Origin of the sequence: Ramlibacter sp., assembly GCF_035655895.1 — a bacterium.
Classification (GTDB): domain Bacteria; phylum Pseudomonadota; class Gammaproteobacteria; order Burkholderiales; family Burkholderiaceae_C; genus Ramlibacter.
The window spans coordinates 13,308-33,283 of the sequence record NZ_DASRTN010000009.1; the positions used below are offsets into that span (position 1 = coordinate 13,308).

Annotated in this window: 19 protein-coding genes; 17 read left to right on the forward strand and 2 right to left on the reverse strand. The window is 72.5% G+C overall.

Features of this window, described 5'->3' with window-relative positions:
- The first annotated feature begins 77 nt into the window (after positions 1-77).
- The 5 genes from VFE82_RS11765 (at position 78) to VFE82_RS11785 (ending at position 6,171) form a co-directional block, all read left to right on the forward strand.
- Positions 78-1,214, forward strand: coding sequence for a flagellin (locus VFE82_RS11765; RefSeq protein ID WP_325000505.1), 1,137 nt, complete (start codon positions 78-80; stop codon positions 1,212-1,214).
- 46 nt (positions 1,215-1,260) lie between these two features.
- Positions 1,261-2,685, forward strand: coding sequence for a flagellar filament capping protein FliD (gene fliD, locus VFE82_RS11770; protein WP_325000506.1), 1,425 nt, complete (start codon positions 1,261-1,263; stop codon positions 2,683-2,685).
- Positions 2,686-2,768: 83 nt separating this feature from the next.
- Entirely contained in the window at positions 2,769-3,191 is a 423-nt protein-coding gene (gene fliS, locus VFE82_RS11775; RefSeq protein WP_325000507.1) for a flagellar export chaperone FliS, read from the forward strand.
- Positions 3,172-3,579 carry a flagellar protein FliT gene (locus VFE82_RS11780; RefSeq protein ID WP_325000508.1) on the forward strand — a complete coding sequence of 136 codons (408 nt, stop codon included), beginning with the start codon at positions 3,172-3,174 and terminating at the stop codon, positions 3,577-3,579. Before fliS ends, VFE82_RS11780 begins: the two co-directional genes overlap by 20 nt.
- Before the next feature lie 81 nt (positions 3,580-3,660).
- Positions 3,661-6,171, forward strand: a complete 2,511-nt coding sequence (locus tag VFE82_RS11785; protein WP_325000509.1) for a sensor histidine kinase — start codon at positions 3,661-3,663, stop codon at positions 6,169-6,171.
- Positions 6,172-6,177: 6 nt separating this feature from the next.
- Here VFE82_RS11785 and VFE82_RS11790 read toward each other — a convergent pair whose 3' ends face one another.
- Together VFE82_RS11790 and fliE are read right to left on the reverse strand one after the other, a co-directional pair.
- Positions 6,178-9,501: a CHASE domain-containing protein gene (locus VFE82_RS11790; protein WP_325000510.1), complete on the reverse strand. Its 3,324-nt coding sequence runs from the start codon at positions 9,499-9,501 to the stop codon at positions 6,178-6,180.
- Positions 9,502-9,509: 8 nt separating this feature from the next.
- Entirely contained in the window at positions 9,510-9,845 is a 336-nt protein-coding gene (gene fliE, locus VFE82_RS11795; RefSeq protein WP_325000511.1) for a flagellar hook-basal body complex protein FliE, read from the reverse strand.
- Positions 9,846-9,991: 146 nt separating this feature from the next.
- Here fliE and fliF point away from each other — a divergent pair, with 146 nt between their 5' ends.
- The 12 genes from fliF (at position 9,992) to fliQ (ending at position 19,966) form a co-directional block, all read left to right on the forward strand.
- On the forward strand, positions 9,992-11,716 hold the full coding sequence (fliF, locus tag VFE82_RS11800) for a flagellar basal-body MS-ring/collar protein FliF (RefSeq protein WP_325000512.1): 1,725 nt from the start codon (positions 9,992-9,994) through the stop codon (positions 11,714-11,716).
- A 12-nt stretch (positions 11,717-11,728) separates the two neighbouring features.
- Entirely contained in the window at positions 11,729-12,739 is a 1,011-nt protein-coding gene (gene fliG / locus VFE82_RS11805) for a flagellar motor switch protein FliG (protein ID WP_325000513.1), read from the forward strand.
- Positions 12,720-13,421: a flagellar assembly protein FliH gene (locus tag VFE82_RS11810; protein ID WP_325000514.1), complete on the forward strand. Its 702-nt coding sequence runs from the start codon at positions 12,720-12,722 to the stop codon at positions 13,419-13,421. Before fliG ends, VFE82_RS11810 begins: the two co-directional genes overlap by 20 nt.
- Positions 13,418-14,830, forward strand: coding sequence for a flagellar protein export ATPase FliI (gene fliI / locus VFE82_RS11815; RefSeq protein WP_414708753.1), 1,413 nt, complete (start codon positions 13,418-13,420; stop codon positions 14,828-14,830). Before VFE82_RS11810 ends, fliI begins: the two co-directional genes overlap by 4 nt.
- Positions 14,830-15,276: a flagellar export protein FliJ gene (gene fliJ / locus VFE82_RS11820; RefSeq protein ID WP_325000515.1), complete on the forward strand. Its 447-nt coding sequence runs from the start codon at positions 14,830-14,832 to the stop codon at positions 15,274-15,276. The genes fliI and fliJ overlap by 1 nt, the downstream gene beginning before the upstream one ends.
- Positions 15,273-16,406, forward strand: coding sequence for a flagellar hook-length control protein FliK (locus VFE82_RS11825; protein WP_325000516.1), 1,134 nt, complete (start codon positions 15,273-15,275; stop codon positions 16,404-16,406). The genes fliJ and VFE82_RS11825 overlap by 4 nt, the downstream gene beginning before the upstream one ends.
- A gap of 131 nt (positions 16,407-16,537) precedes the next feature.
- Positions 16,538-17,161, forward strand: coding sequence for a flagellar basal body-associated FliL family protein (locus VFE82_RS11830; protein WP_325000517.1), 624 nt, complete (start codon positions 16,538-16,540; stop codon positions 17,159-17,161).
- 5 nt (positions 17,162-17,166) lie between these two features.
- Positions 17,167-18,168, forward strand: a complete 1,002-nt coding sequence (fliM, locus tag VFE82_RS11835; protein ID WP_325000518.1) for a flagellar motor switch protein FliM — start codon at positions 17,167-17,169, stop codon at positions 18,166-18,168.
- Between the two features lie 23 nt (positions 18,169-18,191).
- Positions 18,192-18,608, forward strand: coding sequence for a flagellar motor switch protein FliN (gene fliN / locus VFE82_RS11840; protein ID WP_325000519.1), 417 nt, complete (start codon positions 18,192-18,194; stop codon positions 18,606-18,608).
- A gap of 13 nt (positions 18,609-18,621) precedes the next feature.
- Positions 18,622-18,945: a flagellar biosynthetic protein FliO gene (fliO, locus tag VFE82_RS11845; protein WP_325000520.1), complete on the forward strand. Its 324-nt coding sequence runs from the start codon at positions 18,622-18,624 to the stop codon at positions 18,943-18,945.
- Positions 18,942-19,700 (forward strand): flagellar type III secretion system pore protein FliP, encoded by a 759-nt coding sequence (gene fliP, locus VFE82_RS11850; protein WP_325000521.1) that lies wholly within the window; start codon positions 18,942-18,944, stop codon positions 19,698-19,700. Before fliO ends, fliP begins: the two co-directional genes overlap by 4 nt.
- Positions 19,697-19,966: a flagellar biosynthesis protein FliQ gene (gene fliQ, locus VFE82_RS11855; protein WP_325000522.1), complete on the forward strand. Its 270-nt coding sequence runs from the start codon at positions 19,697-19,699 to the stop codon at positions 19,964-19,966. The genes fliP and fliQ overlap by 4 nt, the downstream gene beginning before the upstream one ends.
- The last annotated feature ends 10 nt before the right edge of the window (positions 19,967-19,976 follow it).

A 19,976-nucleotide genomic window follows, 5' to 3' on the forward strand; every position in this document is an offset into this window, starting at 1 on the left:
CCGAGGAGGGCGCGCGCAAGCGGCGCGGCCCTGGCCGGCGATCCGGTTGAAACCAAGTTTTCGATTGGAGTCCCGCCATGCCTTCCGTGATCAACACGAACCTGCCGTCGCTCAACACGCAGCGCAACCTCAACACTTCGCAGTCCTCGCTCACCACCTCGATCCAGCGGCTGTCCAGTGGCCTGCGCGTCAACAGCGCCAAGGACGACGCGGCCGGCCTGGCCATCGCCGAGCGCATGAACGCGCAGGTGCGCGGCCTGAACGTCGCCGCCCGCAACGCCAACGACGGCGTGTCGCTGGCGCAGACCGCCGAAGGCGCGCTGGGCAAGGTCAGCGAGATGGTCCAGCGCATCCGCGAACTGGCGGTGCAGGCCTCCAATGCCACCAACAGCCAGACCGACCGCGACGCCCTGCAGCAGGAGGTCTCGCAGCTGAAGGAGGAGATCGACCGCGTCGCCAACACCACGACCTTCAACGGCACCAAGCTGCTGGACGGCAGCTTCACCGTTGCCAAGTTCCAGGTCGGCGCCGACGCCGGCGAGTCGATCACCATCGACAGCATCGCCGACGCCAACATCGCCCAGCTGGGCTCGGTGACCAAGGCCACGTCGCAGAGCTCCACCGCGATCTCCGACCTGACCGCCACGGCGGCCAACGACCTGGTCATCAACGGCTTCGACGTCGGCGTGCTCGCCGGCACCGGCACCACCCAGGAGCGCCAGGCGCAGGTGGTCGACGCCATCAACCGCATCTCCACCACGACCGGCGTGAGCGCGTTCTTCGACACCACCAACGCCAAGATCGTGCTGACCTCGCCGGCCAGCTTCACCGTGACCGGTGCCGCGGCCGCCAAGACCGGCTTCGACGGCAGCGAGGACGGCACGGCCACCACGGTGACCGGCATGACCACGCTGGACATCAGCGGCTACTCCGGCGCGCAGGATGCGATGCGCCTGGCCGACTCGGCGCTGGCCCAGATCAACGGCGCGCGCGCCAAGCTCGGCGCGGTGCAGAGCCGCTTCGAGAGCGCCGTGGCGAACATCCAGATCGCGGCCGAGAACACCACCGCCGCCCGCTCGCGGATCATGGACACCGACTTCGCGGCCGAGACCGCCAACCTCACCCGTGCCCAGATCTTGCAGCAGGCCGGCAACGCCATGCTGTCGCAGGCCAACCAGCTGCCCCAGCAGGTGCTGCAACTGCTCAAGGGTTGACCGCGCGCGCCGTTAATCCTTCCAAACCCCCGGCGAAAGGCCAGCCTTGGCATCGATCACCAGCACCGGCGTCGGCAGCGGCCTGGACGTCAACACCATCGTCACCAGCCTGATGTCGCTGGAGAAGCGGCCGCTGACGCAGCTGCAGACCCAGGCGAGCAGCATCAGCACCAAGCTGTCGGCGTTCGGTTCGCTGCAGAGCCAGCTGTCCAGCCTGGGCGACGTGGCCGCGCGCCTCATGCAGCCCAGTGCCTGGAGCCCGATGCTGGCGGACAGCAGCGACAGCGCCGCCGTGGCCGCCACCGCCACGGCCAGCGCCGTGGCCGGTTCGCATGCGATCGAGGTGCAGCAGCTCGCCCAGAGCCAGGTGCTCGCCAGCGGCTCCTATGGCGCGTCTTCGGCGGTGGTCGGCACCGGGACGCTGACGCTGGAGATCGGCACCACCGCCGCCGGCACCTTCACGCCGAAGACCAACGGCACGCCCGTCAAGATCGACATCACGGCCGCCAACCAGACGCTGGGGGGCATCCGCGACGCGATCAACGCCGCCAAGGCGGGCGTCACGGCCAGCATCGTCACCGGCGCCGACGGAGCGAGGCTGGTGCTGCGCAGTGCCGATGGCGCGGCCAGCTCGATCCGCCTGAGGACGGCCGACGCGGACGGCGACGACACCAATGCTGCGGGCCTGTCCGCCCTGGCGTGGGACCCGGCCGCCCCCGCCGGCGCCGGGCGCAACCTGACCCAGACCCAGGCCGCGCAGGATGCGCAGTTCAAGGTCGACGGCGTCGCGCTCAGCAGTGCCACCAACACCCCGACCGAAGCGCTGGAAGGCATCTCGCTCACGCTGAAGAAGGTGACGGCGGCCCCGGTCCAGCTGGGCGTCTCGATCCAGACGGTGGCGATCCGCAAGAACGTCAACGACTTCGTGGCGGCCTACAACTCCCTCAATTCGCTGCTGCGCAACCAGACGCAGGCGGACGGCAAGACGCGCGGCACGCTGCAGGCCGACTCCACGGCCGTCTCCATGCTCAACCAGCTGCGCACGATGCTGCGCGGCGACGTGACGGGCGGCAGCGGCGTGTCCGGGCTGGCAGCCGCCGGCATCGAGCTGCAGCGGGACGGCTCGCTGCTGGTCAAGGATGACAAGCTGACCCCGCTGCTGTCCAAGCCGGAGCAGCTGTCGCGCCTGTTCGCGCAGGCCCAGAGCGGCAGCGACCCCAACGCGCGCGGCTTCGCGGTGCGCTTCAAGGAATGGTCCAAGACCCTGACCGGGGAGACCGGGCCGCTCGCCAGCCGCGTCGAGAGCCTCAAGCGCAGCGTCACCGACAACGAGAAGCGCCAGGACAACCTCGAGGCCCGTCTCGAGCGGACCGAGGCGCGGCTGCGCGCCCAGTACCAGCGCCTGGACAGCCAGATGTCGGACCTGAACGCCCGCATGGCACAGATGAAGAACAGCCTGGGCATCGGCTAGGTCCGCGCCAGCGCTCGCAGCCGGGGCGCTCCGCTCAAGTTCCGGCGTCCCAGGCCGTAAATCTGGGCAAGGAAGTCCAGCCCATGTTCTCCTCCCCGCTCCAGCCGATCGACCAGTACCGCCACGTGGGCACGGTCACCGCCGTGTCCCAGGCCGACCCGCACCAGCTCGTGATGCTGCTGTTCGACGGCGCGATCGCTGCCGTGCTGCAGGCCCGGCACGCGATCGAGACTGGCGACGTCGCCACCAAGGTCACCACGATCACCAAGGCCATGCGCATCATCGACGAGGGCCTGAAGGCCTCGATCGAAAGCCATGGCGACGCCTCGCTCGGCGAGAACCTGTCCTCGCTCTACGAGCACATGGTCTCGCGCCTGTTCCTGGCCAACCTCCACAACAGCGACGTGGCGCTGGCCGAAGTGGGGCGCCTGCTGGGCGACCTGCGCTCGGCCTGGGCCGGCATCGCCCCCCAACCGGTGAACGCCCATGCCGACCTTCACGCCTGAGGACCGCCTGCATGAGCGCGACGCAAGCCCGGCAGTGCAGGACGACGTCCGCGGCGGGAGCATCGTCGTGAGCGGCGGCCCCGTGCCCAGCGCGCTGCTGCGCCACTACGAGGCGCTCGACTGCGCCAGCGAGGAGATGCTGGAGGCCGCCCGCGCCGGCGACTGGGACAGCGTCTGCCGGCTGGAGGGTGCCTGCGCCCTCGTGATCTCGCGACTGCAGAGCCTGGCGCGCCAGCAGCCCCTGCCGCCGCACGAGCAGCGCGAGCGCATGCGCATCCTGCGCGCCATCCTGGCCCGCGACGCCGAGATCCGGCGCATCTGCGAGCCGATGCCTTCCCTGCTCGACGCGACGGCCTGGCCGCTGGCGTCGCCCACGACCCTGCACTGACACGGTGCCGGCGACCGCCCGGCCGGCGCGCCGCGCGCCGCTGCGGGACAATCCAGACATGCCGTTCTTCCGCACCGCCGCGTGAGCACCGCGCACCACGACGCGCCCCGCCAGCCCCGCGCCGGCCGGCCGGCGGGCGCGTTGCTGCTGGCCGCGGCGTACCTCACGTTCGGCGTGCTGTGGATCGTGTTCTCCGACCACCTGGGCGCTGCGCTCTTCGCCTCCTCCAGCGCGCTGACCACGTTCCAGAGCTGGAAGGGCGCCGCGTTCGTCGGGTTCTCCGCGCTGTTCGTCTACCTCGCGCTGGCGGGCGCCGCCGCCGGGCAGGGTTCGGGCGCGGGCGCCGGGGCGTCCGACGCCCCGGCGGCACCTGCCGGACGCTCCCTGCCGGTCGTCGTGCTGCTGTGGTTGCTGGTGCTGGCCACCGGCCTGCCCATGGTCGGGCTGCTGGCCTGGCACGTGGCGCGCGAGACCCGCACGCAGACGGAGGTGGCCGACCGCCTGGTGCGCGACATCGCGCGCAAGACGGCGGACGACACCGCCAGCCACTTCGACGCGCAGCTGCGTGTCGCGGCCTCGCTGGCGCAGCGCAGTGCCGTGCGTGCCCTGGACCCTGCGGCGTGCGACCCGGCCCTGGGCCACCTGGCGATGCTCCACGAGGGCCTGCTCGAAGTCGGGAGCTTCGACCTCGACGGCCGCCTGGTGTGCGGGCGGCCGGCACGCCGGGCCCTCGCGCCGCGCGGCTGGTCGGCCGAGCTGCGCGCCCGACGGGCGCCGCTGGTGTCGCCGCTGGAGCGGGACGAGGCGACCGGTGCCTGGGCCTATGCGGTCGTCCACCCGGTGCTGGGCCGCGACGACCGGCTGGCCGGCGCCGTCGAGGTGCTGCTGCCCGCGGCCGCCCTGGCCGGGATCGTGGAGGGTCCGGTGGGCGAGGGCGGAGCCATCACCCTGCTCGACCAGACCAACACGATCGCCAGCCGCTCGCCGCAGCGGCTGGAGACCATCGGGCGGCGCATGCGCGACGGCGCCAACGTGCGGTTGTTCCGCAGCGCCTTGCCCGGCACGTTCCGTGCGGCCGGGGTCGACGGCGTCCAGCGGCTCTATGCGGTGCAGCCGGTGGGCCGCACTGGCTGGCTGGCGGCGGCCGGGGTCCCGGTCGACGTGGTGTACGCCCCGGTGCGCACGGCCCTGCTGCGTTCGCTGCTGGTGGGCCTGGGCATGGTCGGGTTGTGCCTGTGGCTGGTGCTGCGGCTGCGCCGCAGCATCACCGCGCCCCTGCGTGCGCTCCAGCGCACGGCGGATGCGGCCGCGGCGGGTGATTTCTCGGGGCGCGCGCCGGAGAGCGGACCGGCCGAGCTGGCCGCCGTGGCGGCCGGCTTCAACCGCATGCTGGAGCGGCTGCCGCGCCTGCAACAGGAGCTGCGCGAGAGCGAGGCGCGCAGCCGGCGCGAGCTGGACAACCTGTCGCGCCACGTGCCCGGCGCGATCTACACCGTGCTGCAGCCCAAGGGCGCGCGCCGTGGCACGGTCTTCTTCATCAGCGACGGCTCGCGCGAGATCTTCGAGCTGGAGCCGGCCGACCTGCGCCGCCAGGACAACGGCCTCATGATCGACCGCATCCACCCGCTGGACCGCACGCGCTGGGAGCACGCGGTGGGCCAGGCCGCGGCCGACCTGCGCCCGGTCACCATCGAGTACCGCGCGCTGCTGCCGCGCCAGGGATTGCGGCACCACCTGATGCAGGTGCATCCCGAACGCCAGCCCGACGGCAGCCTGGTCTGGTACGGCTGCACGGTCGACGTGACCCTGCTGAAATCCACCGAGCAGGCGCTGCAGCTGATGAACGAGACGCTGGAGCACCGCATCGCGGAGCGCACCGCCGCGCTGGCCGCGGCCAACGACGCCCTCGAGTCCTTCTCCTATTCCGTCGCGCACGACCTGCGGGCGCCGCTGGCCTCGATCGAGGGCTTCGCCCAGGCCACCGCCGAGTCGCTGCGCAAGGGCGACACGGCGCGGGCCACCGGCTACATCGACCGGGTGGTGGCGAACGCCGCCCGCATGGACACGCTGATCGACGGCTTCCTTGCGCTGGCCAGGGCAGGGCGGGTGGCGCTGGTGGACTCGCAGGTCGACCTGCAGCGGCTGGTGGCCGAGATCCTCGCCGAGGCGCCGCAGGCCGCGCGCACCCGGGTCAACGTCGGGACGCTGCCGCGCGTGCTGGGCGACCAGGCCACGCTGCGGCAGGTGTGGGACAACCTGCTGTCCAATGCGCTGAAGTACAGCTCGCGCCGGGAGCATCCGCTGGTCACCGTGGGCTGGGAGGCCACCGGCGCCGGCGAGCTGCTGTTCTGGGTCAAGGACAACGGCGCCGGCTTCGATCCCGAGTACGCCGACAAGCTGTTCGTGCCGTTCGCCCGGCTGCACAAGGCCGAGGAGTTCGACGGCACCGGCGTGGGCCTCGCGCTGGTGCGCCGGATCGTCGAACGCCACGGCGGGCGGATCTGGGCCAGCTCGCAGCCGGACGAGGGCGCCGCGTTCTACTTCACGCTGCCGCGGGAGCGGCTGCTGCAGGGACCTTCGGGCGAGGCCTGAGCGCGGTCAGGCGCCGGGGTCCAGCACGGCCAGCGTGGCCTCGATCGCCTGGCGCACCGGCGCCGCCAGCTCGGCGGCAGGCGCGGGCCCGCCATCGCGCAGGCCGCGCTCGGCGATGCCCGCCGCGCGCGCCAGTTCCTCCGCGCCCATCGTCGCGGCCATGCCCTTGAGCGTGTGGAACAGCGCCACCGCCTGCTCGGTGGGAACGCCTGCCGCAAGCGCTTGCAGCTGCTGTTCGGTCTCGCGCAGGTTGCGGCAGAACAGCGGCACCATGCTGTCCAGCAGCGCAGCGTTGCCGCCCAGCCGCTGCAGCGCCCCGGCACGGTTCCAGTAGGCGGGATCGGCCGATGCCGGCGGGGTCGAGGGCGCGGGCGGCGGGCCGCCGGTGGGGCCACCGATGCGGCGCACCGCATGCCGCGCCAGCACGTCCAGCAGCATCGGCAGGTCGAACGGCTTGGGCACGTGGTCGTCCATGCCGGCCTGCAGGCAGCGCTCCCGGTCGGGCGCCATGGCGTTGGCGGTCATCGCGATGATCGGGGTGCGGCGATCGCCCAGCCGCTCGCGGATCTCCCGGGTGGCCGTGTAGCCGTCCATCACCGGCATCTGCACGTCCATCAGCACGGCATCGAACGGGAGCGGGGCCGTCTCGACGGCGCGCACGCCTTCGCGGCCGTCGCCGGCCAGCGTCACGTCGGCGCCGTGCGCGCACAGCAGCTCCCGGGCGACCTGCTGGTTGATCGCGTTGTCCTCGACCACCAGCAGCCGCAGCCCGGCGAGCCGGCGCCCGGCCTCGACCTGGCCCGGCGCGCCGATACGCGGCGGCTGCGTCTGCGCGCCGGCGTCGGCCACCGGCAGCCGCAGCGTGAAGAAGAAGCAGCTGCCGCGCCCGGGCAGGCTCTCCAGGCGCAGCTCGCCGCCCATCATCGCCACCAGCCGGCGGCAGATGCCCAGGCCCAGCCCGGTGCCGCCGAACTCGCGGGTGGTCGAGGCGGCGGCCTGGCTGAAGTCGGTGAAGATGCGTTCCTGGTCCTGCGGCGCGATGCCGATGCCGGTGTCGCGCACGGCGAACTCCACCAGCACCGCCTGCGCACTGCGCTCGACCAGCCGCAGGCCGACCACCACCTCGCCCCGGTGCGTGAACTTGACGGCGTTGCCGCCCAGGTTCACCAGCACCTGGCGCAGGCGCATGTCGTCGCCCACCAACACCGGCGGGATCGCGGGATCGGCGTCGAACGTCAGCCGCAGCGACTTGGCGTGCGCCGTGCCGCCCAGGATGGCCGCCAGGTCCTGCAGCAGCGAATCCACGCGGAACGGCGCGGGGTCGAGCTGCATCTTGCCGGATTCGATCTTGGTGAGGTCCAGCACGTCGTTGAGCAGGCCGAGCAGCGAACGCGCGGCGGCCTCGGCCTTGTGCGAGTAGTCGGCCTGTCGCGCATCGAGCTCGGTGCTGCGCAGCAGCGCCAGCATGCCGAGGATGGCGTTCATCGGCGTGCGGATCTCGTGGCTCATGTGCGAGAGGAACTGCGTCTTGGCCCGGCTTGCCTCCAGCGCCGCCTCCTGCGCCTGCTTCAGCTCCGTGATGTCGAGCGACAGCACGAACAGCCCGCAGACCTCGCCATGGTCGTAGTCCGGCACGTAGTGGACCAGGGTCGTCATCGGCTGGCCGCCGGCCCGCGCATGCGTCCTCTCGAAGCGCTGCGGCACGCCGCGCAGCGCCGCTTCCAGGCGCGGCCCGACCTCGGCGAAGACCTCGGCGCCCAGCACCTCCTGCATCGGCGTGCCCCGCAGTTGCGCCAGCGTCCGCCCGTACTGCTGCAGCAGGGTGCGGTTGGCCATCCGGCAGCGCAGGTCGGCGTCCCAGTACGACAGGCGCGCCGGGATGTTGTCGGCCATCAGCCGGATCAGGTGTTCGCTCTCGGCCAGCCGACGCTCGGCCAGCCGGCGGGCGCTGATGTCGTCGGCGGTGAGCAGGAAGCCGCCGTCCTCGCCGTCCAGCTGCACCGTCGCATCCAGCCAGCACAGGGAGCCGTCCTTGCGTCCATGCAGCAGCTCGATGCGAAGGTGGGAGGCGCCATGGCGCAGCCGGTCGACCGCCTCGGCCAGCTCGGCGCCACCGTCGGCGGCGCGCAGGAACCGGCTCGCGGGGTGGCCCACGCAGTCGTCCTCGGTCCAGCCGCTCAGGAGGGTGAAGCCGGCGTTGATCCAGCGCAGCCGCAGGCGCTCGTCCAGCCCGACCACGACGCCGGTGGTGCGCTGCGCCAGTTCCTCCATGCGCGCGAGCTCCTCCTGCATCCGGCGGGAGCGCTCTTCCGCGGATTCGCGCGCGGCCAGGAGGCGGCCGACCGCCAGCGCCAGCAGCACGCTGAGGGCGATGCCGGTGAAGGCGACCCCGACGGTCGCGCCCACCGTGCCCAGCGGCGGGCCGTCCTCGGACCAGACGCGGATGGTCAGCTGGCGGCCGCCGATCGACAGCTCGCCCTGGTACACCGGCTGGTGCTCGGGCGGCGCGGTGGTCGAGGGTTGCGCGGTGCGGCTGTCGTAGACCGGGCGGCCGGCGGCCGGCGCCCCGTCCCACAGCTGGAACTGCAGTCCGTCCTCCTGGACGCCCCGCACGGTGGACAGCACCTCGGACGCCAGCATCCGGGCGTACAGCAGCCCTTCCAGCGCCTCGCGGCGCCCGGCCACGGTGGCGGTGGGCGCCCCGGGCCGGTAGATCGGCAGGAACAGGATCCAGCCGGGTCCGCGGTCGGCCTGCAGCTGCACCAGCGGGGCGCTCAGCGCGATGCCGCCGGTGTCCACGGCCTGCTCGGCGGCGGCACGTCGCAGCGGCTCGTTGCCCCAGTCGCGGCCCCAGCCGGCGGCGTTGCGGCCCATCGGCTCGGCGAAGCGGGTGACGAAGAGATCGGGCGCGTTGCCGGTGCCGTGCACGTTGAACCCGGGGGCCGCGTCGGCGCGTTCCCGCGCCACGAACGCGGGCAGCTCCGTGCGCGGCACCCGGGCGACAACCCCCAGGCCGCGCACCGACGGCATCTCGCCGTCGCGCTCGAGCCGCTCGACATAGGTGCGGAAGCGCCGGCGGTCGAAGCCGCCCATCGCGACGTGCGCGGCGCGTGCCGAGCGCAGGATCTGCTCGGCCCGCAGGATGCGGCGCCCGACCGACCCTTCGAGGCGTTCGGCGCTGGTCTGGAAGCGGTGGGCCTGCTCGTGCCGCACGGCCTCGTCGGTGCGCAGCGTCGCCAGCAGCGTGAGGGCCAGGCCGGCGGCCAGCACCGCCAGTCCGAGGCGGACCGGGCGGCGGGCGAGGATCGAGGCCCCCGGGATGCGTGCCATGGCGGTCGTCAGACCTGCATGTTCATGATGTCGCTGTAGGCCGACACCAGCCGGTTGCGCACGTGCAGGGCCGACTGGAAGCCGATCTGCGACTTCTGCATGGCGACCATCGCCTGCTCCAGGCTGACGCCGGACGGGTCGGCCTGGAAGGCCTCGGCGAGCGCGCCCGCCTCGTGCTGGGTCGCGCTGACCGAGCGCAGGGCCTGGTCGAGTGCATTGACGAAGGAGGGCGAGGACGGCGCGGCCACGGCCGGCGTGGCCTGGCGGGCCTGGTCGGCGGCATTGCGGCGCAGGGCGTCCAGCAGGGGCGTGGGCAGGCCGGAGGCGACGGGCGGGATGTTCATGGGGAGCAGCCTTTGGGAGGGCGTGGCGCACTGTAGGCCGCGCGCCGCGGGCGCCCGGCGCGAAATAGCGGCCGGAAAGGCCCTCATATCGGCGCAAGCCGGGAACAGGCCGGCCTCAAGAATGGCGGGCCAGAACCGAAGACACCATGGAAGCCCGTCTCCCCTCCGCCAACCCGACCGACGCCACGCCGGCCGGCTCGCCGATGCAGCGGCTGCTGGCGTTGCCCCAGCGCAGCAAGATCGGCCTCGCCCTGGGCACGCTGCTGCTCACCGCGCTGATCGCCTGGGGTGTCAGCGCCGGCCGCCAGCCCGAGTGGCGCGTGCTCTACGCCAGCCTGAACGACAAGGACGGCGGCGCGGTGATCGCGGCGCTGGCGCAGATGAACGTGCCGCACAAGTTCGCCGAAGGCGGCGCGGCCATCCTGGTGCCTGCCGACAAGGTGCACGACGCCCGCCTGAAGCTGGCGTCCCAGGGACTGCCCAAGGGCGGCACGGTCGGCTTCGAGCTGATGGAGAACCAGAAGTTCGGCACCACCCAGTTCCAGGAACGCCTGAACTTCCAGCGCGGCCTCGAGGGCGAGCTGGCACGCTCGATCATGGCCCTGTCGGCGGTGCAGTCGGCCCGCGTGCACCTGGCGCTGCCGAACCAGACCGCCTTCCTGCGCGAGCAGCAGAAGCCCTCGGCGTCCGTGCTGCTGACGCTGTACGGCGGCCGCGCGCTCGAGCGCAGCCAGATCGCGGGCATCGTGCACCTGGTCGCCTCCAGCGTGCCCGACATGCAGACGCGCGCCGTCAGCGTCGTCGACCAGAACGGCACCCTGCTGTCGCAGGCGGCCGGCGAGAACGTGGCCGGCCTCGACGCCTCGCAGCTGCAGTACGTGCGGCAGGCCGAGCAGTCGCTGGCCCAGCGCATCCTGACCATCCTGGAGCCGATCGTCGGCCCCGGGAACGTGCGTGCCCAGGTCACGGCGGACATCGACTTCAGCCAGAGCGAGTCGACCGCCGAGATGTACACGCCCAACCAGGGCAGCGCCCCGGCGGCCGTGCGCAGCCAGCACCTGTCGGAGGCGCCAGGCGGCGCTGCCGGCAGTGGCGGCGGCAGTCCCGGCGCGCTGTCCAACCAGCCGCCCGCCACGCCCACGTCGCCGGTCAACGGTGCGCCGGGCGCGATCACGCCGCCGACGGCCGGCGGTCCCGGCGCGGCCGCGGGCGTCAAGCGCGATGCCGTGACCAACTATGAGGTCGACAAGACCGTGAAGGTGGTGCGCAACGCCACCGGCAACGTGCGCCGCCTGTCGGCCGCGGTGATCGTGAACCACGTCGCGCTGGTCGGGCCGGACGGCAAGCCGCGCCCCGTCGCGGCCCTGCCGGCCGCCCAGATGGAGCAGGTCAATGCGCTGGTGCGCGAGGCCATCGGCTTCAGCAAGGACCGCGGCGACAGCGTGCAGGTGGTCAACACGCCGTTCAGCCTGCCGGCCGCCGCCCCGGTGGCCGAGCTGCCGCTGTGGCGCCAGCCCGAGGTGCTGGACATCGCCCGCAGCCTGGGCCCCTGGATCGCGCTGCCGCTGCTGGCGCTGATCGTGATCCTCGGCTTCGTGCGGCCCGCCATGCGCGCGGTGCGCACGCCGCCGCCGCCGCGCCTGGCGGCCACGGTGCGCGACGCGATCGACCTGGGCCCGCCGAGCGCCGGCGGCGCCACGCCCAAGGTGACCGTGGAGCCGGACGCCGACGGTCCCGCCCTGCTGCCCACGGCCCAGGCGGCCAAGCAGCAGGCCCGCTCCAGCCAGCTGGAAGGCATCCGCCAGCTGGCCAAGCAGGACCCGGCCACCGTGGCCAACGTCGTTCGCAACTGGGCCAACCAGCCTTCCTGAGGACCCGCAGCCATGGCCGCCCCCGCCACCGAAGACGAAGGCATCCACGCCAGCGCGATCCTGCTGCTGGCGCTGGGTGAGGACTGCGCCGCCGAGGTGTTCAAGCACCTGTCGCCCAAGGAGGTGCAGCGCATCGGCGAACGCATGGCGCGCCTGACCACCGTGGCCGACGTGCAGTTCGACGACGTGCTCTCGCGCTTCGAGCGCACCGTGGAGACCCAGCGCTCGCTGGTCAGCGACACGGGCGCCTACGTGAGCAACGTGCTCAAGCGCGCGCTTGGCGAAGACAAGGCCGGCCTGCTGATCGACCGCATCGTGCAGGGCCGCGACGTCAGCGGCATCGAGAGCCTGAAGTGGATGGACCCGGCGGCCATTGCCGAGCTGATCCGCAACGAGCATCCGCAGATCATCGCCACCATCCTGGTGCACCTGGACCGCGACCACGCCTCCGGCGTGCTCGCCTCCTTCGACGACCGCACCCGCAACGACGTGGTGCTGCGCATCGCCACGCTGGACGGCATCCAGCCGAACGCGCTCAAGGAACTGAACGACGTGCTCTCCAAGGTGCTGGCCGGCGGCGACCGGGTGCGCAAGGCCCCGCTGGGCGGCCCGAAGACCGCGGCCGAGATCCTGAACTTCCTGGGCTCGGGCATGGACGCCACCGCGATCGGCGCCATCCGCGAGGAGGACGGCGAGCTCGCCCAGAAGATCGAGGAGCAGATGTTCACCTTCTCGGACCTGATGAAGCTGGACAACAAGAGCATGCAGCGCGTGCTGCGCGAGGTGAACAACGAGCAGCTCGTGGTGGCCCTGAAGGGGGCCGATCCCGAGATGCGCGAGAAGGTGTTCTCCAACATGAGTTCGCGCGCCGCCGACACGCTGCGCGAGGACCTGGAGAGCAAGGGGCCGGTGCGGATGTCGGACGTGGATGCCGAGCAGAAGGGCATCCTGAAGATCGCGCGTCGCCTGGCCGACGAAGGCGAGATCATGCTGGGAGGCGGCGGTGACGAGAGCTTCGTTTGAACCCGCGGCCGCGCCGCCGGCCAGCCGCATCATCTCGGCCGAGGCGCTGGGGGGTGTCCGCCCGGTCGACCTGAGCGAGCTGTCGGGCGCGCGGCCGGCGCCGGCGCGGCCGCTGAGCGCCCGCGACCTGAACAACGAAACCGCCCGCGCCGCCTACGCGCTGGGGCACCGCCGTGGCTACGAGCAGGGCGCCCGCGCCGGCCTGGCGCAGGGCTACAGCGAGGGCTCGCAGGCACTGGAAGCCTTCCAGTCGCGCAAGGCCGCCGACGTCGCCGCCCAGATGCAGCGGATGCTGGACGGCTTCGGCCGCGACCTCGCCGCGCTCGAGTCGCAGGTGGCGAGCGACCTGGTGTCGCTGGCGGTGGACATCGCGCGGCAGGTGCTGCGGCGCGAACTGTCGACCGATCCGCAAGCGCTGCTGCCTGCCGCCCGCGAGGCGCTGCGTGCGCTCGGCGAGGGCGCCTCGTCGCTGGAACTGCGCATGCATCCCGAGGACGCGGCCCGCATCGCGCCGCACCTGGACGCCGTCCAGTCCGGCACCTGCCGCATCGCCGAGGATCCGCAGCTGCCGCGCGGCAGCTGCCAGGTCGAGGGCGACACCGGCATCGCCGATGCCGGCTTCGAGGCCCGCTGGCACGCGGTGATGGCCCGCCTGGGCCGCGACGAGGAGCCGCTGCCGTGAGCACCCCGACCTTCGGCACGCGCCTGTGCCAGCACCTCCATGCGCATCGCCGGCTGCTGTCGGCCGACGTGCCGCTGGCCGTCAGCGGTCGGCTGGTGCGCGTGTCCGGCCTGGTGATGGAGGCGACCGGCCTGCGGCTGCCGCTGGGCAGCGTGTGCCGCGTGCACGATGGCGCCCACATGACGGAAGCCGAGGTGGTGGGCTTCGCGCGCGGCCGCCTGCACCTCATGCCGACCGGCGACATCCAGGGCCTGTCGCCCGGCGCGCGGGTCGAGCCGATCACCTATCCGTTCGAGGGCCTGCATTACGGCCGGCCGGCCGCGCCGGCGCCGGCGCACGGCAACCACCTGCGCCGCCTGCCGATGGGCGACGCCATGCTCGGCCGCGTGGTCGATCCTTCCGGTGCGCCGCTGGACCACGGCGGCCCGCTGTTCGGGGTGCACGCGGAGGCGCTCGCACGGGAGCCGATCAACGCGATGGACCGCGATCCCGTGCGCGAACCGCTGGACGTCGGCGTGCGCGCGATCAACGCGCTGCTCACCGTGGGCCGCGGCCAGCGACTGGGCCTGTTTGCCGGCTCCGGCGTCGGCAAGTCGGTGCTCATGGGCATGATGGCCCGCTACACCAAGGCCGACGTGACCGTCGTCGGCCTGGTCGGCGAGCGCGGCCGGGAAGTCAAGGAGTTCGTCGAGGACATCCTGGGCGAGGAAGGCCTGCGGCGGGCCGTGGTGGTGGCGGCGCCGGCCGACCTGCCGCCGCTGATGCGGATGCAGGGCGCCGCGTACGCGACCGCCCTGGCCGAGCACTTCCGCGACCGCGGCAAGCACGTGCTGCTGCTGATGGATTCGCTCACCCGCTATGCGATGGCGCACCGCGAGATGGCGCTGGCGCTGGGCGAGCCGCCTGCCACCAAGGGCTACCCGCCGTCGGTGTTCGCCCGCCTGCCGCAGCTGGTGGAGCGCACCGGCAACGGCCTGAACGGCTGCGGCTCGATCACCTCGTTCTACACGGTGCTCACCGAGGGCGACGACCAGCAGGATCCGATCGCCGACAACGCCCGCGCCATCCTGGACGGCCACATCGTGCTGTCCCGCTCGATCGCCGAGCAGGGCCACTATCCGGCGATCGACATCGAGCAGTCGATCTCGCGCGTGATGCACAACGTGACCGGCCCCGACCAGCTGCGCCTGGCGCGCTCGCTCAAGGCCCTGTACGCGCGCTACCAGCGCAACCGGGACCTGCTGGCCGTCGGCGCCTACGTCGCCGGTGCCGATCCGCAGACCGACCTGGCGATCCGCCTGTACCCCCAGGTGGCCGCCTTCCTGCAGCAGGACATGCGCGAAGGCGCCGGCCTCGCCGCCAGTGTCAAGGCGCTGCAGGCCGTGCTGGCGCAGGCCGGGGTGAACTGATGCAGCACGTGCTTCCGCTCCTGATCGAACAGGCCCAGGCCGCCCGCGACCAGCAGTCGGTGCGCCTGAAGCAGGCGCAGCAAGCGGTGCAGCAGGCGCAGGCCACGCTGCAGCGGCTGCTCGAGTTCCGTGCCGAATGCCTGTCGCGCTCGCCCGCCGCGACGCTCGGCCGCGGCGACGGCGGCCAGCTGGCCGACTACCAGCGCTTCGTCAGCCGCCTCGACGAGGCGATCGCGATGCAGCGCCGCGAGGCGCAGGCGCGCGAGGGCGTCGTCGGCCAGCAGCAGCAACTGCTGGTGCAGTGCCAGCAACGCATGCTGGCCTTCGAGACGCTGTCGCGCCGGCAGGCGCAGCAGCGCGACCGGCGCGAGCAGCGCCGCGGCCAGCGAGAGGCCGATGAATTCGCGGCGCGCGCCGTCGCCCGCCAGGAGAACCCCCAGCCATGACCGCCATCCCGACCTCCGCCCACCCGTCCAAGCCCGCCGCCACCCACGCCCAGGGCGCCGGCAAGGCGCCCGGCGCCGCCGGCGCGCGGGGCGCCGCCCAGGCGCCATCGGACGCCTTTGCCGCCGTGCTGCAGGCGCTGGCCGGCCTGGAGGCCGGCGATGCGGGCGTCCTCGAGGGGGCCGGGGCCGGCGCGGCGGGCCCGGGTGCCGACGCCGAGGGCGAGGAGGCCCGGCAGGCCCAGGCCGGCGAGGCGGGCACCGCGCTGGCCGCGACGCCGGCGGCAACCCCCGCCGCGACACCCGCGCTCTCGCTGCCGGACGCGATGCTGGCGGCGGCCGGTCCGGCCGAGCGCGGCGCCGCCCGCAAGGGGGTCGGCACGGCCACCGATGGGACCGATGCACCGGCCACTGCGGCGGGCGACGCCGCCGCGCCCCGGGGCAAGGGATCCAGGGCCGACGCGCCGGCGGCGGCTTTCGGCCTCGAGCCGGCCGCGGGCGCCGCGGCACCGGCGCGAGCCGCCGCGCCCGTGCCGGTGCCCGCTGCGCCAACCCAGGCGGTGGAGGCCGCCGAGCCAGCCAAGGCGCGGGCCACGACCGACCTGGCGGGTGCGTTCGCGCTGCATGCGCCCGCGCCGGCGCCGGACGCGGGGGCCGCCGCGCCGAGCGTGCCGGTGCACCAGGCGGCGCTGCCCTCGCACCCGCTGGATGCCGCCTTCGCCGGCGACATCGCGGCGGAAGTCCGGCTGATGGCCGATGGTGGCGTCCAGCAGGCGGAACTGCACCTGAACCCGGCCGAACTCGGTCCGGTGCGCATCCAGCTGAGCCTGACCGCGCAGACCGCGGACATCAGCTTCACCGCCGCGCACGCCACCACGCGGGAGGGCCTGAGCCAGGCCCTGCCGGAGCTGCGCGAACTGCTGGCCGGCCACGGCCTGCAACTGGGGCAGGCGGGGGTGGGCGCGGGCGGGCAGGGCGCCGCCTCGCGTGACGGCTGGCAGGCGCCGCGCGACGCGGCCGTCCGGCGCGAAGCGGGCGCCGTGCCAGGCGCCGGCGGGCTGTCGGCAGCGCCCACCGCCGGCGCCACGGTCACGATCCGGCGCGGCCGCGGGATGCTGGACCTGTACGCCTGACGCGCGCGGGGCGCCGCACGCTGGCGCGGGCCAGCCGGCGCCACGCCGCCGGATGACGGGCAGTTTCGCGGCCCTTATCGCGCGTTTCGCGGCCGGGGCGCTGCCGACAATCATTCCTGATTGGAGTGAACATGTCAGAAGCCCAGCCCGACGCCCCTGCCGCCAAACCCAAGTCGAAGCTGCTCGTGCTGGTCCTGGCCGGCCTGCTGCTGGCCGGCGGCGCCGGTGGCGGCGCCTGGTACTTCATGGGCCACAAGGCCGGTGCCGACGACGAGGAGCAGGAGGCGCACGCGCCCAAGAAGAAGGCCGCCAAGCCGCTGTTCACCACCCTGGAGCCCTTCACGGTCAACCTGCAGGATCCGCGTGGCGAACGCTTCGCCCAGATCGGCATCACCCTGCAGTTCGAGGACCCGGCCATCGAGGCCACGGTCAAGGACCACCTGCCGGCCGTGCGCAACGACATCCTGCTGCTGATCTCGTCCAAGCAGATCGAGGAGCTGCTCTCCACCGAGGGCAAGTACAAGCTGGCCGAGGAGATCCGGGTGCGCACCGGTCGGGCGATCGGCCTGGACCTGCCGGACCCGGCCGTCGCGAAAGCCAAGGACGCCCCCCCCGCCGCGGACGACGAGGACGAGGACGACGAGGACGCCAAGGCCAAGGCCCGGGCGAAGAAGAAGGCCCGCAAGAAGGCGAAGAAGGCGCAGGTCGAGAACCCGATCACCGGCGTCCTGTTCTCCCAGTTCATCGTCCAGTAAACGCCATGTCGCAGCACGCCCTTTCCCAGGAAGAAGTCGACGCGCTGCTCGCCGGCGTGACCGGCGAGGACGCGAACGCCGGCGCCGGCGACGTGATCGAGGCCGGAGGTGTCCGCACCTACGACCTGTCCAGCCAGGAGCGCATCGTGCGCGGGCGCATGCCCACGCTGGAGATCGTCAACGAGCGCTTCGCGCGCAACTTCCGCATCGGCGTCTTCAACTTCATGCGCCGCAACCCGGAGATCTCGGTCGGCCCGGTGAAGGTGCAGAAGTTCAGCGCCTTCCTGCGCAACGTGGTCGTCCCCACCAACATCAACATCGTGCACGTGCGGCCGCTGCGCGGCTCCGGGCTGCTGATCTGCGATCCGACGCTGGTCTTCAGCGTGATCGACAACCTGTTCGGCGGCAGCGGCCAGAGCCACGTGCGCGTGGAGGGCCGCGAGTTCTCGGCGACCGAGCAGCGCATCATCCTGCGCCTGGTCGAGGTGATCGCGGCCGAATACGCCAAGAGCTGGGCCGCCATCTATCCCATCGAGCTGGAGTACGCGCGCTCGGAGATGCACACCCAGTTCGCCAACATCGCGACGCCCTCCGAGATCGTGGTCACGACCACCTTCGACGTGGAGTTCGGCGACGTGGGCGGCTCGCTGCACATCTGCATCCCGTATTCCACCTTCGAGCCGATCCGCGAGATCCTGTATTCGCCCCTGCAGGGCGACCAGGGCGGCCCCGACCGCCGCTGGCTGACCATGATGACGCAGCAGATCAAGTCGGCCGAGGTGGAGCTGGCGGCCGAGCTCGCGCACAGCCAGGCCACCATCGGCGAGCTGATGGCGCTCAAGGCCGGCGACTTCATCGAGCTCGATCGCCTGCCCACGCTCACCGCCAAGGTGGATGGCGTGCCCGTGTTCGAGTGCGACTACGGCACGCTCGGCCCGCACTACGGGCTGCGCATCCGCGAATTCCTCACCCAGCCGCAAGCGATCGATGGACCGCAGCGGCCCTGACAGCCTTTTCCGGAGTACCAGCCATGGCTGACACCCAGACCTCTTCCCAGGACGCGATGGCCGACGACTGGGCCGCCGCGCTCGCTGAAGCCGAGGCGTCGTCGCCCGCGCCGCAGGCCGCTTCCGCCGCCGGCCTGTTCCCGCAGCTCGGCGCGGAGGCCGCCGCCAACGCGCAGCGCGACGACATCGACCTGGTGCTGGACATCCCCGTCCAGCTCACCGTCGAGCTGGGCCGCACCCGCATCCCGATCAAGCACATCCTGCAGCTGGCGCAGGGGTCGGTGATCGAGCTGGACGCGCTGGCCGGCGAACCGATGGACGTGCTGGTCAACGGCTTCCTGATCGCGCAGGGCGAGGTGGTGGTCGTCAACGACAAGTTCGGCATCCGCCTGACCGACATCGTCACCCCGTCCGAGCGCATGCGCCGGCTCTCCCGCTGAAAGGACCGGCCCGATGGCTTCGACCTCCTGGTCCCTGCTGATGCTGCTGCTGGTGCTGGCGCTGATTCCGCTGGTGCTGTGGACGCTCAAGCGCATCCAGACCTTCCAGCCGCCGGGCACTGGCCCGCGGCCGCTCGAACTCACCGCCCAGATCGCCCTGGGCGCGCGCGAGCGGGTCGTCATGGTCCGGGTGCAGGACCGCCTGCTGGTGCTGGGCGTGACGCCGCAGCAGGTCACGCTGCTGGGCGAGGCGGATCCCGCCGCCGTGCCGCCGCCCGCCCCGGCGCCCGATTTCGCCGGCCTGCTGCGCGGGCTGGCCAAGGGGAGGGGCGGATGACGCAGCGTTGCGCACGCGCCGCCGCGCTGCTGGCCGGCGGACTGCTCATCGTCGCAGGGAGCGCCTGGGCACAGGCCACCCCGCTCGGCTTCACCGCCCAGACCAGCGGCAACACCACCACCTACTCGGTGCCGGTGCAGACGCTGCTCATCTTCGGGGCGCTGTCGTTCCTGCCGGCCATCCTGCTGCTGATGACCAGCTTCACCCGGCTGATCATCGTGCTGGGCCTGCTGCGGCAGGCGCTCGGCCTGCAATCGTCGCCGCCCAACCAGGTGCTGGTCGGCCTGTCGCTGTTCCTGACCTTCTTCATCATGGGTCCCACGCTCGAGAAGGTCTACAACGAGGCCTACAAGCCCTACAGCGAGCAGAAGCTGGGCTTCGAGGAGGCGGTGGCCCGCGGCAGCGATCCGCTGCGCACCTTCATGCTCAAGCAGACGCGCGACGCCGACCTGGCGCTGTTCAACCGCATCGGCGGCCAGCCGACCGACGTGAAGCCGGCGGAGACGCCGCTGCGCATCCTGGTGCCGGCGTTCGTCACCAGCGAGCTCAAGACCGCCTTCCAGATCGGCTTCATGGTGTTCATCCCGTTCATCGTGATCGACCTCATCGTCGCCAGCGTGCTGATGTCGATGGGCATGATGATGCTGTCGCCGGTCCTGATCGCGCTGCCGTTCAAGCTGATGCTGTTCGTGCTGGCGGACGGCTGGAACCTGCTCATCGGCTCGCTGGTCGCCAGCTTCGGAGTGCAGCAATGACACCCGAAGCCGTCCTGACCTTCGGCCGTACGGCGATGGAGATGCTGGTCACGGTGTGTGCGCCGGCGCTGCTGGCCGCGCTGGTGGTCGGCCTCGCGGTGAGCCTGTTCCAGGCGGTCACCCAGATCAACGAGGCGACGCTGTCGTTCCTGCCCAAGCTGCTGGCGGTGCTGGCCTCGCTTGCCATCGCCGGTCCCTGGATGATCTCGATGCTGGTCGACTGGATCCGCCAGGTGCTGACCTCGATTCCCGCCTCGGTGGGGTAGGGCACCCGGG